Origin of the sequence: Novosphingobium flavum, from assembly GCF_014230315.1 — a bacterium.
GTDB lineage: Bacteria > Pseudomonadota > Alphaproteobacteria > Sphingomonadales > Sphingomonadaceae > Novosphingobium > Novosphingobium flavum.
The window spans coordinates 57,818-74,945 of the sequence record NZ_JACLAW010000008.1 but is presented as its reverse complement, the minus strand read 5'-3'; the positions used below and the strand labels follow the sequence as shown (position 1 = coordinate 74,945).

The 17,128-nt window shown below is 68.4% G+C and carries 14 protein-coding genes and 1 pseudogene; 3 read left to right on the top strand and 12 right to left on the bottom strand.

Annotated elements, in window-relative coordinates:
- Nucleotides 1-70: 70 nt before the first annotated feature.
- Genes H7F51_RS11475 through H7F51_RS11460 form a run of 4 tightly spaced genes read right to left on the bottom strand, consistent with a single transcriptional unit; the run spans nt 71 to nt 4,702 of the window.
- Nucleotides 71-1,483 carry an efflux transporter outer membrane subunit gene (locus tag H7F51_RS11475; RefSeq protein WP_221774110.1) on the bottom strand — a complete coding sequence of 471 codons (1,413 nt, stop codon included), beginning with the start codon at nt 1,481-1,483 and terminating at the stop codon, nt 71-73.
- Nucleotides 1,480-2,451 (bottom strand): HlyD family secretion protein, encoded by a 972-nt coding sequence (locus H7F51_RS11470; RefSeq protein WP_185664438.1) that lies wholly within the window; start codon nt 2,449-2,451, stop codon nt 1,480-1,482. Before H7F51_RS11470 ends, H7F51_RS11475 begins: the two co-directional genes overlap by 4 nt.
- A complete protein-coding gene (locus H7F51_RS11465; protein ID WP_185664437.1) occupies nt 2,448-2,669 on the bottom strand; it encodes a DUF1656 domain-containing protein in 222 nt (73 codons plus the stop codon). Before H7F51_RS11465 ends, H7F51_RS11470 begins: the two co-directional genes overlap by 4 nt.
- Entirely contained in the window at nt 2,666-4,702 is a 2,037-nt protein-coding gene (locus H7F51_RS11460; RefSeq protein WP_246448241.1) for an FUSC family protein, read from the bottom strand. The genes H7F51_RS11465 and H7F51_RS11460 overlap by 4 nt, the downstream gene beginning before the upstream one ends.
- Before the next feature lie 71 nt (nt 4,703-4,773).
- Here H7F51_RS11460 and H7F51_RS11455 point away from each other — a divergent pair, with 71 nt between their 5' ends.
- On the top strand, nt 4,774-5,688 hold the full coding sequence (locus tag H7F51_RS11455) for a LysR family transcriptional regulator (RefSeq protein WP_185664436.1): 915 nt from the start codon (nt 4,774-4,776) through the stop codon (nt 5,686-5,688).
- Nucleotides 5,689-5,697: 9 nt separating this feature from the next.
- Here the strand turns inward: H7F51_RS11455 and rutA are convergent, their stop codons facing one another.
- Genes rutA through rutB form a run of 4 tightly spaced genes read right to left on the bottom strand, consistent with a single transcriptional unit; the run spans nt 5,698 to nt 8,717 of the window.
- Nucleotides 5,698-6,774 (bottom strand): pyrimidine utilization protein A, encoded by a 1,077-nt coding sequence (gene rutA / locus H7F51_RS11450; RefSeq protein ID WP_185664435.1) that lies wholly within the window; start codon nt 6,772-6,774, stop codon nt 5,698-5,700.
- 26 nt (nt 6,775-6,800) lie between these two features.
- On the bottom strand, nt 6,801-7,625 hold the full coding sequence (gene rutD / locus H7F51_RS11445) for a pyrimidine utilization protein D (protein WP_185664434.1): 825 nt from the start codon (nt 7,623-7,625) through the stop codon (nt 6,801-6,803).
- Nucleotides 7,609-7,992: a pyrimidine utilization protein C gene (gene rutC / locus H7F51_RS11440; RefSeq protein WP_185664433.1), complete on the bottom strand. Its 384-nt coding sequence runs from the start codon at nt 7,990-7,992 to the stop codon at nt 7,609-7,611. The genes rutD and rutC overlap by 17 nt, the downstream gene beginning before the upstream one ends.
- Entirely contained in the window at nt 7,989-8,717 is a 729-nt protein-coding gene (rutB, locus tag H7F51_RS11435) for a pyrimidine utilization protein B (RefSeq protein WP_246448239.1), read from the bottom strand. Before rutB ends, rutC begins: the two co-directional genes overlap by 4 nt.
- A gap of 334 nt (nt 8,718-9,051) precedes the next feature.
- On the opposite strand from rutB, the gene H7F51_RS11430 reads away from it, so the two are divergent.
- A complete protein-coding gene (locus H7F51_RS11430; protein ID WP_185664432.1) occupies nt 9,052-10,119 on the top strand; it encodes an ABC transporter substrate-binding protein in 1,068 nt (355 codons plus the stop codon).
- 113 nt (nt 10,120-10,232) lie between these two features.
- A complete protein-coding gene (locus H7F51_RS11425; protein ID WP_185664431.1) occupies nt 10,233-11,300 on the top strand; it encodes a lactonase family protein in 1,068 nt (355 codons plus the stop codon).
- Nucleotides 11,301-11,313: 13 nt separating this feature from the next.
- Here the strand turns inward: H7F51_RS11425 and fdhF are convergent, their stop codons facing one another.
- From fdhF to H7F51_RS11405, 4 genes and pseudogenes are all read right to left on the bottom strand, one after another.
- On the bottom strand, nt 11,314-14,157 hold the full coding sequence (fdhF, locus tag H7F51_RS11420; protein ID WP_185664430.1) for a formate dehydrogenase subunit alpha: 2,844 nt from the start codon (nt 14,155-14,157) through the stop codon (nt 11,314-11,316).
- Nucleotides 14,158-14,159: 2 nt separating this feature from the next.
- Nucleotides 14,160-15,671, bottom strand: coding sequence for an NADH-ubiquinone oxidoreductase-F iron-sulfur binding region domain-containing protein (locus H7F51_RS11415; RefSeq protein WP_185664429.1), 1,512 nt, complete (start codon nt 15,669-15,671; stop codon nt 14,160-14,162).
- Nucleotides 15,672-15,736: 65 nt separating this feature from the next.
- Nucleotides 15,737-16,081: pseudogene (locus tag H7F51_RS11410) on the bottom strand (NAD(P)H-dependent oxidoreductase subunit E); the annotation flags it as partial.
- Between the two features lie 112 nt (nt 16,082-16,193).
- Nucleotides 16,194-17,093 carry a LysR family transcriptional regulator gene (locus H7F51_RS11405; RefSeq protein ID WP_185664427.1) on the bottom strand — a complete coding sequence of 300 codons (900 nt, stop codon included), beginning with the start codon at nt 17,091-17,093 and terminating at the stop codon, nt 16,194-16,196.
- Nucleotides 17,094-17,128: the final 35 nt, after the last annotated feature.

The following is a 17,128-nucleotide window of genomic DNA, read 5'->3' as shown; positions in this document are numbered from 1 at the left end:
TTCATCATGCCGTTCCTTGGTGCCACGCCGGCTATTCCTGTCAACCGCATTTGTTGCGCCGCAACATCCATTACCATCCGCCGCCAAGCGCCATGAACAGCGCGATCTGGTCGCCCACCACGGCCTCGCGCGCGTCCAGCGCACGGCTCCGGGCCGCGATCGCCGCCGCCTTTCCACCAAGATCGCTCTGGGCTGCGGCCTTGCCCGCCGCATGGAGCCTGGCCATCTGCGCCGCGCCCTTGTCCGCCGCCTCGGCAGCAAGGCGCAGGTTCTCGGCCCGGTCGTGATCCTCGCCGTACTTGCTGAGCGTGGTCTGCGCCTCCCGCAGCGCGCCAAGCACGGCCCCGTCGAACCGGGCAAGTGCGCCGTCGGCATCGGCATTGGCAGCCCGGACCTTCGCCCGCGCCCCGGCGCCGGGAAAGGACCAGTGGATCAGCGAGCCGATCGACCAGAAGTTCGCCGGGGCGGTGCCGAGGTCGGCCAGAAGCCCGCTCGATCCACCGGCAATGCCGAAGCCGATGCGGGGGTAGAGATCGGCCGTCGCCACGCCGATCCGCGCGGTTGCGGCGGCCAGCTCGCGCTCCGCCGCGCGCAGGTCTGGCCGGCGCGCAATCAGGGCCGCGCCGTCGCCCACCGGCAACGGCCGGACGAGTTCGGGCACTGCCACGCAGGCCTCCGCCTCGCGCGGATAGTCCGCCGGGGCCCGGCCGAGCAGAAAGGCGAGCCGGTAGAGTCCGGCCTTGGCCCTGGCCCGCGCCGGCGGCAGGGCGGCGCGCGCCTCGGCCACCCGGGCCCCGGCGGCGGTGATGTCAAGCGCCGTCCCGCGCCCGGCGGCAGCCATGCGCCCCGCCGCATCGGCCAGATGCTCCTGCACCTGCAACGCCTCGCCGGCCACGGCCGCCGTTTCCTGCCCGCCGCAGACCTCGAGATAGGCCCGCGCCACTTCTCCGGCGAGGGTTACCTTGACCGCGTCAACCAGCGCCCGGCGCGCCTCCTCGTCGGCATGGGCCGCCTCGACCGAGCGTTTCACCCGCCCGAACAGGTCTGCCTGATAGCTCAGCTCGACCTGCCCGGTGCCAAGATTGAAAGCCGGCAGCGGCTCCTCGAGCAGGAAACTTTCCGCCGAAAGCCGTGCCCGCTCCGCCGCCGCATCGACGGTCAGGTCAGGTTCCTTCTGGCCTTCTGCCGCCTGACTCACCGCCCGCGCGCGGGCCAGGTTCGCCGCCGCCACCCGCAGGTCGGTGCTTCCGGCCAGAGCCTGTTCCTCGAGCCGGTCAAGCACGGGATCGTCATAAAGGTGCCACCAGCGCGGCGGCAGGTCGTCAGGCACGGTCAGGCCATGCTCATCGGCCAGCGCGGCGCGGGCAGCGGGAAGATTGGCCGCCGCGCCTTGCGGCAGGTGATAGTCAGGCCCCATCGTGCAGCCGCCAAGACCGGCAAGAAGGACGAGGACCAACGGCGCGCGGACGATGCGAATGGTCATGGCCGGCCATCCTGCGCGAGGGTGACCGAGGCCGTGCGCCCGGCAATCAGGGCAATGTCCGCCGGGGCGCGGTCAAGCTGGATCCGCACCGGAATGCGCTGGGGCAAGCGCACCCACGAGAAAGTCGGGTTGATCGCCGGGATCAGCTTCGAGGCGGCCGACCGGTCGTGATCCTCGATCGCCCCGGCAACCGAGACGACACGGCCGGTCAGTTCCTTGTCCTCGCCCATCAGGCGGATCGTGGCGCGCTGGCCGGGGTGGATGCGCGGCAGCTTGGTTTCCTCGAAATAGCCCTCGACCCGAAGGCTCGCCGTGTCGATCAGGCCCAGCACGGCAGCGCCGGGGGTGACATAGTCCCCCACCCTCAGGCCCACGTCGGACATTTCGCCGTCCTCGGGCGCCAGAACGCGGGTGCGCGCGCGGTTGAGCCGGGCCAGCGCCAGTTCGTTGCGGGCCGCGCCGATCCGCGCCGCCGTCGCCGCCAGCGCCGACTGCGCGGAAGCCAGCGCCGCGCCGCCCTCGCCCACCTTGGCCTCGCTCTGCTCGGTCACCTCGCCCGCAACCAGGTCGCCCAGTCCATTGTTGCGGGCAGCCTCGCGCCGCGCCTCAGCGAGCGAAACGCCGATGCGGGCGATCTCGGCCCGCGCCTTGGCGGCATCGGCCTCGGCCAGTTGCAGCTGGCTTTCGGCCTGGGCCACGGCGATGTCGTAACGCGAGGGATCGATCTGGAACAGCGGATCGCCCTTGCGCACCTTCTGGTCGTGCGTGACGTAGATCGCGGTCACCGTGCCGCCCACGTCCGGCGCGACCTGCACGATATCGGCACGCACCCGCCCGTCGCGGGTCCACGGATCGGCCTGATAGCGCGCGACCAACGCCCGCGCCGCCACCACGGCGACGATCACCACCATCACGGTCAGGCCGACGCGCAAGGTGGTGCGGGCAGCGGGAGAACGAAGAATGGTCATGCGGCGGTTCCGGGCAAGAGTGCAGGCAGGGCGGCGGCAAGCACCGCCCAGGCAAGGATGAACAGGGCCGTGTCGAACAGCATCGGATGCCAGACCCAGCGATAGACCCGGCCGGCCACCAGCAGGCGGTGGAGCAGCAGGGTGACGATCAGGGCCATGCAGGCCTCGACCGGGGCGGCGGCGACATAGACCCCGCCGATGGCATATTCCGCGATCATGCCGGGTCTCCCGGGGCAAAGGCCGGAGCGGCCGGAAACAGGTTGCGGCGCAGGGCGACCAGGCCGGGCCGCCCCTGCTCCGGCGGAACCTCGTTCAGGCCGGCAATGCCGGTGGCCCGCGGCGGGGCAAGGTCGAGCGTCAGGGCCAGCGCGACATCGATGGCGCGCAGCAGTTCCGCCTCCCGCGCGGGGTCCGCCCGAAGCTCCGAATAGTGCCCGGCGATCCCGGCCAGAACCTGTTCCAGCGCCGCGTCCAGCACCGGCGCGGCCGTGGCGCGCAGGGCCTGGATCATGGCCACGTTCATCACCACGCGCACTTCCTTCAGCCCGGCCTCACCCTCGGGCGCATCACCGGCCAGCGGCAGGCTGCCAAGGCGCTGGGTCACCTGCACCAGCCGGTCGGTGGCCCGGCCAAGCACGGCGAAGGGGCTGGCCCCGGCGCGCGGGCCTCGCGCGGCCAGTTCGGCCACCTCGCGCCGCATCCGGCGAACCAGCCGCGCCACGGCCATGTCCTGCCCGATCGTGCGCATCGCGGCGGTGGTCCCGGCGGCCAGCGCGATCGCCACGACCTGCGCGAGATTGCCGTTGAGGAAATGGGCGAAGTCGGCGGAGAAACTCTCCTGGATCGCCAGCCCGCTGCAGGTGCCGATAATCATGGCCTGCCCCAGCGCGCCCCAGCGCGGATGGACCAGCAAAACGCCGATGACCAGCAGGGGAAACGAAAGCAGGAGCGCCAGCGGCACGAACCCGTCAACCCCGGGCAGAACCGCGAACAGGTAAAAGCCCGAGAGCGGAATCCCGCACATCAGCGCCACGCCGAAACGCAGGATCGAAGGCACCGGGTTATCCAGCGCGGCGAACAGGCAGCAGAACACCCCGGTCATCGCCACCGCCGTGCCGCCATCAACCCAGCCGGTGCCGATCCACAAGGCGCAGCCGATCAGCGTCGCGACCGTGACCGAAAGCCCGCTGAGCAAGGCCGTGCCGGGATCGGCATGAAAGGCAATCGCCCCGCGCGGCTCATCCAGCGCGATCGGGGGGCTGGCAGCGGGATGTTCCAGCGCCCGTAGCAGCCCTTCGCATTCGGCCAGCAGCGCGCCAGCCTGATCCTCGCGCAGGCGCGCGCTTTCCTCGAGCAGGCCCGCCCAAGCTCCGCTCGCCCCGCGCAGCGCCATCCGGCGGTCGGCCAGGCCCGAAAGCACCGGGAGCAGCAAGAGCATCCGCCGCAGCAAGGCCTGCAGCACGCCGGTAACCTCGCGCCAGCGCGAGGTGTCATAGGGAACATGAAGCGCAAGCTGGGCGCATTCGATCGCATCCACGGCAAGGCGGCGCCGGTCTCGGGTCAGCGCGGCCGGATCGGCGCCCCGCCCGATATCGGCCTGCCAGGCGCGGGCGTCGGCCAGCCAGCCCCGCAGCCGCGGCCCCAGCGCGCTCGCCACCGAACGCGGCCAGAACAGGCTGTGGACCAGCGTGCTGCAGGTAATCCCAAGGACGATCTCGGTGACGCGGGCGGTGGCAAGGTCGAAGATCGCCTCCGGCCGGTCGACCGCCGGAAAGGCGATCAGGGTCGAGGTATAGCCCGCCAGCATCAGCACATAGGAGCGCGGCGAGCGGTCCAGCAGCGAGACGGCAAGCGCCCCGCCCAGCCACAGCGCGAGGGCGAGGCTGAGCAGTTCCGGCCAGTCGACCAGCATCGGCACGAGCAGGACCGCGACCGCGCCCCCGATCACCGTCCCGCCAAGGCGATAGACCGCGCGCGAGCGGGTCGCCCCGGCCAGCGGATTGGTGATGATGAAAGCCGTGGTCATCGCCCAGAACGGCATCGGCAGGCCGACCCACAAGGCGATCCACAGGGCCAGCAGGCCCGCCGCCACGGTCTTGACCGAGTGCAGCAGCCCCCCGGGCGGAAGCAGCGCCAGCACCGCGCGGACCGGCCCCGGCAAGCCGGGCTTCGGCAGGGTCAAGGCAGGGGCGGACGGCATGGCGATGGCGAGAAACCGGCTGGCTGGAGGAAAGGGGTCGATTCGAGCCAATGCACGTTTTGCGCTTCTCCGCCCAACAAGCCAGACGGTGGTCTTACATAAATTCCATTATATGTATCCTTATGTCATTGCAGCACCTGCGCACCTTCGTCGAAGTCTATCGCCAGCGCTCGATCAGCGCGGCGGCGCGCAACCTCGGCCTCACCCAGCCCGCCGTCTCGCAGCAGGTCGCCGCGCTCGAAGCCAGCCTCGAACGCACCCTGTTCGAACGCCACGCGCGCGGCGTCGTGCCCACGCTCACGGCCGACGACCTCGCCGCCAGCCTGGGTGACAGTCTCGACCTTGCCGAAGCCGCGCTCTATTCGGCGCGGGCTCGCTCGTCCGACATGCGCGGCGCGGTGCGCCTGATCGGGATCGGCGATTTCCTGGCCGACATCGTCGCCCCGCGCCTGCTCGCCCCGCTGCGCGCCGGCCATCGCGTCCACCTCCAGTCCGGTGACCGCGAGGACGTGCGCACCGGCCTGCTCGAAGGTCATCACGATCTCGGCATCGTCGGCGTGCCAGTGCAGGACCGGCGCCTGCGCGGCGCCCTGCTTCACGAGGAGCCGATCCGGCTGGTCGCATCCCCCGCCGCGATGAGCCGGATCACCGCGGCCGCAGACCTTGCCAGCGGCCTGATTGCCGAGCCCTTCCTCGCCTACAGCCTCGAACGCCCGCTGGCCGACCAGTGGCTCACCGCCAACCGCCTGTCCCTGCCGCTTCCCGCCCCGGCCCTGATCGGGCTCGACCTGCGCTGCCTGCGCGGCATGTTGCTGCGGGACTTCGGATGGACCGTCCTGCCCGGCTATCAGTGCAGCGAGGAAATCGCGCAGGGCTCGCTGATCGAACTGCCGCCGCCGGTGGTCCGCCCGGTCCAGGGCTACTACCTCGCCTGGACCCCGGCCGCACTGCGCCGCCCCCGCGTCGCCGCCATCCGGCAAGCCCTGCTCGACAGCCGCGACGAGCCCGCCCCAACCGGCGCACCCAAGATGACCTGAACGCCGCGCTCAGGCCGCGACGGCCACGTCCTTGCGGCTTGTCATCAGCGGCTGGATTCGCGTCCCGAAAGCCTCGATCCCCTCAACGAAATCGTCAAAGGTCAGCAGCACCCCGCCCGTGCCCGGCACCTCGGCGATCTCGTCGAGCATGGCGGCCACTTTGGCATAGGAACCCACCAGCGTGCCCATGTTGATGTTCACTGCGGATTCGCTGGCGGCAAGCTGGTTGACGTTGGTGGTCTTCGACACCGAATTGGCCGCGCCCTGGTCCTTGAGCCAGGCGATCGCCTCCTCGTCCACCCCGTCGCGGTAATACTGCCACTTGGCCTCGGCCGCCTCGTCGGTCTCGTCCGCAATGATCATCAGCAGCACGAAAATCTCGACCGAACGCCCGGTCCTGGCACAGGCGGCGGCGAGGCGTCCGTTGACCCCGGAAAAGGCAGTCGGCGTGTTCACCCCCTTGCCAAGGCAGAAGGCATAGTCGGCAAATTGCGCCGAGAAGGCGAGCCCCTCGTCGGACGAGCCCGCGCAGATGATCTTCATCGGCGCCGTCGGCAGCGGGCTGACCCGGCAGTCGCTCATCTCGTAATATTCGCCCTTGAAGTCGGAGCGGCCGGTCTCCCACAACTCGCGCAGGATCCGGGCATATTCGCTCAGCATGTCATAGCGGTTGGTGAAGTGGGCCTCGCCCGGCCACATCCCCATCTGGTCGTATTCGGCCTTCTGCCACCCGGTCACGAGGTTGACCCCGAACCGCCCGTGGCTGATCGAATCGATCGTCACCGCCATGCGCGCCATGATCGCCGGGGGCAGGACCAGCGTCGGCGCCGTGGCATAGATCTTGATCCGGCTGGTCACCGCCGCCAGCCCCGCCATCAGCGTGAATGAATCGAGGTTGTGCTCCCAGAACTGGGTCTTGCCGCCAAACCCGCGCAGCTTGATCATGGTCAGCACGAAATCGAGCCCATAATGCTCGGCCCGCGTCGCCACCTGCTTGTTGAGGTCGAAGCTCGGCATGTACTGCGGGGAATTCTCCGAGATCAGCCAGCCGTTGTTTCCGATCGGGAGAAAGACGCCAATTTCCATCGTCCGGGCCCTCTATGCGTGATCGTTCAGGAGTGTTGATCGAGAAAGTCGGCCAGCGCGCGGTTGAAAGCGGCCGGCTCGGTCAGGTTGACCGCATGGCCGCCGTAGCCGAACTCGACATGGCTGGCCCCGGCAATGCTCGCCGCCAGCCGGCGCGAGGCGGCGGCCGGCACCAGCAGGTCGTCCCGCGCCGAAACCAGCAGCACCGGGCAGGCGATGCCCCCCATCCGCCCCGTCAGGTCGAAAGCCTCCAGCGCCGCCATCCGCGCGAACAGCGCCTCGCGTGACTGGAACTGCGCGGCGTGATGCGGCAGCGCGGCGTCGAGCGCGGCGAGGTTATCCTCCAGCCAGTCGGCCGGAAACAGGAACAGCGGCTGGGCGCGAAGATAGGCCTCCACGCCTTGCGCATCATAAATCGCGCGGCGGATCGCCATGCAGCGGGCGAATTGCGCGCCCGCCTTGTCCCAGCCGTTGACCACCACGGCCGAGGCGATCCGCCCCGGATGGAGCAGCGCCAGTTCGAGTGCCGCGCAGCCCCCGGCTGCATGGCCGATCACATGGGCCCGCTCCGCGCCCACGGCGTCAAGTACGGCCGCCAGCTCGTCGGCAAGGTCCGCCACGCCGAAAGGCTCTGGCAGCTCCAACCCGCGGCTCCCGGCGGTCCCGGCCTGATCGTAGAGTACGGTATGAAATCGCTCGGAAAAGACTTCCGCCTGAGCCCGCCAGTAGTCCCCCGCCCCGCCCAGCCCCGCCGAAAACAGCAGGGTCGGCGCCCCGCGCGGACCCGCCTCGCGGATCGCAAGGCCGGCATGGTCCGCCGGCCGGAACAGGGCTTCAGCCCCGGCCGACATGCGCCACGCTGGCGATCTCGACCAGGCAATCGGGCTTCACCAGTTCAACCTTCACACAGTAGCGCGCCGGCTTGTCGCCCGGAAAATAACTCGCATAGACCGCGTTGATCGCGGCGTAGTTCGCCCAGTCGGTCAGGAACACGTGGTTGAAGGTGATGTCGGCCATGGTCCCGCCCGCCGCCTCGACCACGGCCTTGATGCTCTCCAGCACATGCCGCGCCTGCCCCGCCGCATCGCCAAGGCAAACCACGTTGCCGTCGGCCGCGAAGGGCAGGATGCCCGCCACATAGACCACCCCGTCGGCCATGGTTCCGGCCGAATAGGGCGCGATCGGCGGCGGAAAGCCCTCGGGATTGATCGGGGTCATCGGCAAGGTTCAGCCTCCTTCACAGCGGCCAGCGGCTCCAGCGCGCGCACGAAGTCGTCGACGGTCGAGACCCAGCCGAAAAATTTCTCGATGTTGTAGATCGAGGCCTGCTTGATGAAGTCCGGCCCGATCTGGTGCGTCGCGTCCTCCAGCATGATCCCGAAGTATTCGAGGTGGAACCCGTCACGCAGGGTCGATTCCACGCAGACGTTCGTGGCGATGCCCACGAAGACGAGGTTCCTGATCCCGCGCGACCGCAGGATGGAATCGAGCTGCGAATTGAAGAAGGCCGAATAGCGCGGCTTGTAAACGCGCAGATCGCCGGGCTGCGGCGTCAGCTCGCCCACGATCTCGAAATCCCAGGTCCCGCGCGCCAGCAGTTGCCCGGCCAGTTCCGGCTCGCGCCGCATGGTCTTGAGCGCGTTGGACTTGTGCCAGTTGGGCGAAAGCGGTGTCCCCGCCTCGACATAGTCCGGGTCCCAGCCATTCTGGAGATAGACGACCTGCATGCCCTTCGCCCGTGCCGCCTCCAGCGTGCGCGCGGCGCCAAGGATGGCCGCCTTGGCGCCGGAAATGTCGAAGCCCGCCTTGTCCACATAGCCACCCGCCGAGGCATAGGCATTCTGCATGTCGATCACGATCACGGCCGTCTGGGCCGGATCAAGCGTCAGCGCTTCGGGCCGGGCGGCCAGAGTGATCGAAGGCATCGACGACGGCAGCGACATGACATCTCCAGACGCGTTGCGGGCCCCGCTGCCGAGCGAAGTCCGCAAGGCAGCGACCCCAAGAGTGCGGGTGCGAAACGAAAAGTCTGAGCCCGGCACCAAGCCACTGATAACCCGGCCTGATGCGAACAGAGGCGAATTGTGCATCGCAGCAATCGCAGTGTCAATGCTCGACAGCGAGCCGCGCCGGCTTCGTCTGGGTCAACGGCGACGATATTGTCGAACGACATTTCACCGCAGGATTTCGCACCAAGTTCTGATATCGTCGCTTGGCGGCCGGCCCTGCGGCCGGCCGCCAAGCGATTGAAGCGATAAGACAGACGAGGATCGGCCCATGAAAGAGATCGCCGCACCCAGCGCACCGCGCGCGCGCGGATACCGCAAGACCGGGGCGGCGCTCTGCGCCCTGCTCGCGGTCCTTGCCCTCGCCGGCTGCGGCAAGGCACGCCACGATGTCGGCAAGCCAAACGCCGAGGGCCTGATCCCGATCAACGTCGCCGGAAGCGACGCGATGAATTCGGCCACCCCGATGTTCGCCGCGATGGACCAGGGCTTCTTTCGCGCGGCCGGGCTCGACGTGCGCTATACCTCGATGTCGGTCGGGGCGACGGCCATCGCCGCGGCGATGAAGACCGGAGACGTCGACATTGCGCTGGGTTCTGCCAGCCAATGGATCAGCGATACCGCGCGCGGCGCCATCCGCGGCAAGATCATCGGTGAATTTACCGACAACAATTACGTGATCCTCGCCCGCAAGGGCATCACGAACCCGGCCCAGCTCGCCGGAAAGATCTTCGCCATTTCCAGCCCCGACGCCGGCGACCATCTCTACAGCAAGGCCGTGCTCGCGCACTACGGGGTCGATCCCGATTCCGTCACCTGGCTCCAGATGGGCGAACCCACGGCGCGGGTAACCGCTCTGTTCGCGGGCAGGATCGATGCCACCGAAATCCCGCTAACATCGCTCCCCCCGGCCGCGAATGACTATGCCCTGATCCGTGCCGAGGACAGCCCTGTCCCCTTCGTCTCCAACGCGATCTACGCCCGCCAGGAACTGCTCGATGCCAATCGCGATGCCGTGGTCCGTTTCCTCGCCGCGATCGGCAAGGGAGCCGACTGGGTGCGCGCCAATCCCGACAAAGCCGTTGCTTCCTGCCGCAAGAGCGGTGGTGCCGAGGAGGCGTGCCGCAACACCATCGCCGGTGCCACCACCTCTCCCAACCGCTTTACTTGGTCATCCACGACTGCGATCAACGCAAAGGGCATCGAGGCGATGATCCCGGCAATCGGGAACGCCGTACCCCAGGTCGCCACGATCAAACCGGAGCAGATCATGGACGCCAGCCTCGCGCCGGCGCCGGCGCCCGCACCGGCCCCGTCGCCGGCACAAACGCCGGAATAGCGATCAAGCCCGCGCTCGGGCGCTCCTGCATCGTCGTCCGCCCCGAGGGCGAATGGCGGATCACGCGGCGAACTTATCACGCGCTTGCGCGAAGCCTGCGCTAAGGCCGACCCATGACCGAACCGACCCCCGACATCGCCGTCTATGTCTCGCAGCACGGCGCCAGGCAAATCTCCGTCTACCGCCTGAACGGTACGACCGGCACGCTCGAACCGGTGCAGGATGCCCCCGCCGGCGGCATGGTCATGCCTCTGGCGGTCAGCCCGGACCGGCGCTTCCTCTACGCCGCGCTGCGCGACGAGGGCTCCTTCGCCAACGTCGCCTTCACAATCGACCAGCGCACCGGCCGTCTCACCCGGCTCGGCCAGGTCCCGGCCGCCGAAAGCATCACCTATATAGCGACCGACCACACCGGCCGCCTGCTCTTCTCCGCCACCAACCCCCACGGCGGCGCCCCCGCCACGCTCAGCTACAACCTGATCGGGCCAGATGGCTGGCTGCAACAACCGCTTCGCAGCTTCGAAACCCCGCCCAAGCTTCACGCGGTCATCCCCGATCCGGGCAACCGCTTCGTCCTCGCCACCAGCTGCAACGGCGAATCCATCGTGCGCTATCCGCTCGACGCCGCCACCGGCACGATCGGGCCCGATCCGCTGCCCGAAGTGCGCATGGAAGTCACCTCCCGCCGCGGCCCGCGCCACCTGCGCTTCGAGCCGGGCGGCCGCCGCCTCTACGTGATCAACGAATACGACGGGACCGTCACGGTCTATGCCTACGACGCCGTCAACGCCGACCTGACCGAGATCCAGGTCATCGCCGCCACGCCCCCCGATTTCGAGATCGTCGACCGGCGCGGCCGCGGCCCCTCCGCCGGGGCGGCCGACCTGCACTTTACCCCCGATGGCCGCTGGCTCTACGCCTCGGTGCGCGGCGCCCTTGTCATGGCGATCTTCGCGGTCGATCCCGAGACGGGCCTGCTCACCGCCGCCGGCCACTTCCCGGTCCTCTCCGAACCGCGCGGTTTCGCCATCGAGCCGCTCGGCCGCTACATGATCGTCGCCGCCGACAACGTCGCCAAGCTCGTGGTCTACCGGATCGAGCCGGCCAGCGGCGCCTGCGAGAAGGTCCACGAATACGCCACCGGCGAAGGCCCCAACTGGGTCGAGTGCGTCCGGCTCTGAGTCCGGGGCGCCCTTACTCCGCCGGCTCGGCCGCAATCCGCCGCGAACGCAGCGACAGCGCCTCGTAGTCCTGCTGCCAGTCGCTCGGCCCGTTGCTGGGGGCGACCTGCACCGCCGTCACCTTGTATTCCGGGCAATTGGTCGCCCAGTCCGAATAGTCGGTGGTGACCACGTTGGCCTGCGTCGCGGGATGGTGGAAGGTGGTATAGACCACGCCCGGCGCCACTCGGTCCGTCACCTCGGCCCGCAGCGTGGTTTCCCCGGTCCGGCTGGCGAGCCGCACCCACTGCCCGCTGGCGATCCCCCGGTTTTCCGCGTCATGCGGGTGGATCTCCAGCACGTCCTCCTCATGCCACACGGTATTGGCCGTGCGCCGCGTCTGCGCGCCCACGTTGTACTGGCTGAGAATGCGCCCCGTGGTCAGCAGCAGCGGGAAGCGTGGCCCGGTCTTCTCGTCGGTCGGCACATAGTCCGTGATCACGAACTTGCCCTTCCCGTTGGCAAAGCCATCCACATGCATGATCGGGCTGCCATCGGGATGAGCCGCGTTGACCGGCCACTGCAACGAACCCTCGCGGTCCAGCGCCTCATGGCTCACGCCGGCAAAGCTGGGCGTCAGCCGCGCGATCTCTGCCATGATCTCGGCCGGGTGAGCATAGTCCCAGCCCAGCCCCATGGCATTGGCCAGCGCCTGGGTCACTTCCCAGTCCTCCAGCCCATTAGCCGGCTCCATCACCTTGCGCACCAACTGGATGCGGCGCTCGGCATTGGTGAACGTGCCGTTCTTCTCAAGGAAAGTGCTCCCCGGCAGGAAGACATGCGCGTAGTTCGCCGTCTCGTTGAGGAACAGGTCGTGGACGATGACAAGGTCCATCGCCGCCAGCCCGGCCGCCACGTGATGCGTATTGGGGTCTGACTGGAGAATGTCCTCGCCCTGCACGTAAAGCGCCCGGAAAGAGCCATCCACCGCCGCGTCCAGCATATTGGGAATGCGCAGACCCGGCTCGGGGTCGAGCGCCACGCCCCAGTCCGCCTCGAACAGCGCCCGCGTCGCTGCGTCCGAAATGTGGCGATATCCCGCCAACTCGTGCGGGAACGAGCCCATGTCGCACGAACCCTGCACGTTGTTCTGACCCCGCAGCGGGTTCACCCCCACCCCGCGCCGGCCGATGTTGCCAGTCGCCATGGCAAGGTTCGCAATGGCCATCACCGTCGATGAACCTTGCGAATGCTCGGTCACGCCAAGCCCGTAGTAAATGGCCCCATTCCCGCCCGTGGCATAGAGCCGCGCCGCCGCGCGCAGGTCCGCCGCGCTCACGCCGGTCACCGGCTCCAGCACTTCCGGGCTATGCTTCGCGTCGGAAACGAACTGCGCCCAATCGGCATATTCCTCGGTATCGCAGCGCTCGCGGATGAACTGCTCGTCCGCCAGCCCCTCGGTCACGATCACGTGGGCCATGGCGGTCAGCACGGCCACGTTGGTGCCGGGCCGTAGCGGCAAGTGAAAAGCCGCCTCGACATGCGGGCTGCGCACGAGGTCGATCCGCCGCGGATCGATCACGATCAGCTTCGCGCCCTCCCGCAGTCGCCGTTTCATCTGGCTGGCGAACACCGGGTGGGCATCGGTCGGATTGGCCCCGATCACCAGGATCACGTCGGCATCCATCACGCTGTCGAAATCCTGCGTCCCCGCGCTGGTCCCGAACGTGGCCTTCAGGCCATAACCGGTGGGCGAATGACAGACCCGCGCACAGGTATCGACGTTGTTGCACCCGAACCCGGCGCGAACCAGCTTCTGGACGAGGTAGGCCTCCTCGTTGGTGCAGCGGCTGGACGTGATCCCGCCCAGCGCGCGGGCGCCATGCGCCGCCTTGATCTCGGCAATCCGCCGCGCGGTAAATTGCAGCGCCTCATCCCACGAAACCTCGCGCCACGGCTGCTCGATGCCCTCGCGGATCATCGGGCTCAGCACCCGGTCGCGGTGGTTGGCATAGCCCCAGGCAAAGCGGCCCTTCACGCAGGAATGGCCGTGATTGGCCTTGCCGTCCTTCCACGGCACCATGCGTACCAGCTGCTCGCCGCGCATCTCGGCGCGGAACGTGCAGCCCACCCCGCAATAGGCGCAGGTCGTCACCACGGCGCGCTCGGGCTTGCCGATCTCGGCCACGGCCTTCTCGTTCAGCGTTGCGGTCGGGCAGGCCTGAACACAGGCCCCGCAGGAAACGCAGTCGCTGGACAGGAAATCGTCGCCCGCTTGGCCCGCGCTGACCTTGGAGGCAAATCCCTTGCCGTCGATGGTCAGCGCGAACGTCCCCTGCACTTCCTCGCAGGCCCGCACGCAGCGCGAACAGACGATGCACTTGGCCGGGTCGAAGTCGAAATAGGGATTGGAACTGTCAGTCGGCGTGCCAAGGTGCCCCGCGCCCTCATAGCCATAGCGCACGTCGCGCAGGCCCACTTCGGCCGCCGCGTCCTGCAATTCGCAGTCGTTGTTGGCGCTGCAGGTCAGGCAGTCGAGCGGGTGGTCGGAGATGTAGAGTTCCATCACCCCCTTGCGCAGCTTGGCAAGGCGGGGCGTCTGGGTCTTCACCACCATGCCCTCGGCCACCGGGGTGGTGCAGCTTGCCGGCGTGCCGCGCATTCCCTCAACCTCGACAAGACACAGGCGGCACGAGCCGAAGGCCTTGACGCTGTCGGTCGCGCAAAGGCTGGGGATCGAGCCGCCGCTGGTCGCCGCCGCGCGCATCACGCTGGTGCCTTCCGGCACGGTCACCGCGCGCCCGTCGATGGTCAGGGTCACCGTCCTTTCGGATCGGGAAGGCGGCGTCCCGAAATCGGCCTGGGGTTCATAGGCCATGATCAGAAATCCTCCGGCCAGTGCTTCAGCGCCGAAAGCACCGGATATGGGGTGAAACCGCCGAGCGCACAGAGCGATCCGAATTTCATCGTCTCGCACAGGTCTTCCAGCAGGGTAATATCGTCCTCGCGGCTGCGTCCGAACTTCGGGGCATTGTGCATTTGCGGCAGGGCCTCCACCGCATCGGCCATCGCCTTGCCCCCCGCGCTTATCCGCGTCACCAGCTCCACCCCGCGGGTCGATCCGATCCGGCACGGCGTGCACTTGCCGCAGCTTTCCGCCGCGCAGAATTCAAAGGCGAAGCGGGCCATCCGGGCCATGTCCGCCGTATCGTCGAACACCACCACGCCGCCATGCCCGATCAGGGCGTCAACCTTGGCAAAGGCCTCATAGTCGAACGGCAGGCCGAACTGACTTGGCGGCAAATAGGCGCCCAGCGGCCCGCCCACCTGCACCGCCTTGACCGGCCGGCCCGAGGCCGTGCCCCCGCCGATCCGCTCGACAAGGTCGCCCAGCGTGATCCCGAAGGCCGTTTCGTACAGCCCGCCACGGCGGATATTCCCCGCCAGCTGGACAGGCATCGTGCCCTTGCTGCGGTCGATCCCGAGGCTTTCGTAAAGGCTCGCCCCGCCCGGCACCATGATGTGCGGAATGGCGGCCAGCGTCAGCACGTTGTTGACCACGGTGAGGCAGCCGAACAGCCCTTCGAGCGCGGGCAGCGGCGGCTTGGCGCGAACCTCGCCGCGCTTGCCTTCCAGCGATTCCAGCAGCGATGTTTCCTCGCCGCACACGTAAGCCCCTGCCCCCATCCGCACTTCCAGCACGAAGGGCGCGATCCGGTCCGCAGCAAGCGCGATCGCGGCCTCCAGCTTGGCCACCGCATGGGGATATTCGCTGCGCACGTAGATATAGCCGCGCTGCGCGCCCACCGCATGGGCGGCAATCGCCATGCCCTCGATCAGCAGGAAGGGATCGCCTTCCATCACCATGCGGTCGGCAAAGGTCCCGCTGTCGCCCTCATCGGCGTTGCAGACGACGTATTTGCGCGGGCCCTTGGCTTCCATCACGGTGCGCCACTTGATCCCGGCGGGAAAACCCGCCCCGCCCCGGCCGCGCAGGCCCGAGACGATCACCTCCGCCACCACGTCCTCGCCGCTCATCGCCCGCGCCCGGTCCAGCCCCTGCCAGCCGCCGGTCGCCGCATAGTCGGCCAGGCTGAGCGGGCGGGTCTTGCCGGCGCGCGCGAAAGTCAGCCTCTGCTGCCCGGCGATGAAGGGATGCTCGGCAATCGCGCCGATCGCCTTGTCCGAAGTCCCCGCAAGGATCGCGGAAACGTCGGCGGGAACGGCAGGCCCGAAGCCCTGCCCGCCGATCTCGACCAGCGGCTCCAGCCAATGCATCCCCCACGAAGAAACCCGTTCGACCGTGCAGCCCGCCGCCGCGAAAGCGTCGGCCAGTTCGTCCGCCCCGCAGGCCAGCGCAAGGCTATCGTCGGAAATACGAACGAGGGTCATCAGGCCTGCTCCACCAGTTCGCGCAGCCTGTCCGCATCAAGCCGGGCATGGAGCTTGTCGCCCACCCGAGCCGAGGGACCAACGCTGCACAGCCCCAGGCAATAGACCGTGGCGAGACGGACCCGATCCCCCGCCGCCGCCTCGGCCACTGGAACCAGCGCCTCCACCCCGCGCGACTGGCAGGCCTCGGCCCGGCAGAGCTGAACGCAGGGACGCGGATCGGGCGCGGCGGTAAAGTCGGGATAGAATGAGACCACCCCGTGCACTTCGGCCCGGCTCAGGTTGAGCGCCTTGGCGATCACAGCCTCGGCCGCCTCGCTGACGCAACCCAGCGCGTGCTGAACGTCATGCAGGATCGGTAGCAAGGCGCCTTCGCGATTGGCATGGCGGGTGAGAATCTCGTCGAGCATGGCTTGCACCTTGGTTGCAGTCCGCTTGCAGTGCCGTTGTAGTCCGCTTGCAGTGGGCTTGCAGGGGCGCCCGGTCAAATCGATTTGGCCAACGATTGATAGGATATATCTATCAACCCACCTTGCCGACCCGTTGCAAGGCCTGCGCCGCCAGCAGGCCGGCGCGGGCCATCGGCCCCATCGGGTCGCGGTCGACCACGACCAGCCCGATCCGGCGCGGCGCGGGCTCGGCATCGAAGGGCAGGAACAGGCACCAGTCCAGCCCGCTCACGAGGTCGGCATAGGCGGCCGGAAAGATCGTGACGAACTCTCCCGAACGGACCAGCGAGAGCAGCGAGACATAACTGTCGGCAATGGCCGGCGGCATGACCGAAAGGCCGCAATCCGCGAATTGGCGGTCCAGAATCCGGCGGAACTGCATCCCCTGGTGCAGCAGGCAGAGCCGCATTTCCGCCACTTCCGCCCAGTCGACACAGGTGCGGCCATCGAACCCCGTCCCGCGCCGGGCAACGAACAGGTACTGCTCCTCGTGCAAAGGCACCGACAGGACATTGCCCGCCGGCTCATGGTCGAGATAGGTAATCCCCGCATCGAAGGTATTGGCCGCCAGCCCGCGCTCGATCTCGCGCGAGGTTTGCGAATGGACCGACATCGCCAGCCCCCGGTTCTGCGCCAGCAGCGCCTCGCCAAAGGCCCCGACCAGCGGCAGGGCGGCGGGGATCGCGGCAAGGCGGAATTCCCCCTGCAGTTCTACCGAAAGCGCTGCCGAGGCATGGGTCAGCCCCCTCACCGCGCCCAGCACCTGCTCCGCCCACGGCAGGATCGCCGCCCCCTCCTCGGTCAGCCCGATGAAGCGCCGGTCCCGCTCGATCAGGCGCTTGCCCAGATCGTGCTCCAGCGCGGAAAGGCCTGCCGAAAGAGTCGGCTGCGAAACCCCGCAGGCCGAAGCGGCACGGGCAAAATGCCGCTCGCGGGCGAGCGCGGTGAAATAGCGAAGGTGCTGCAACTGCATGGGCCAGATGATAGCCAATCCCTATCAACAACGCC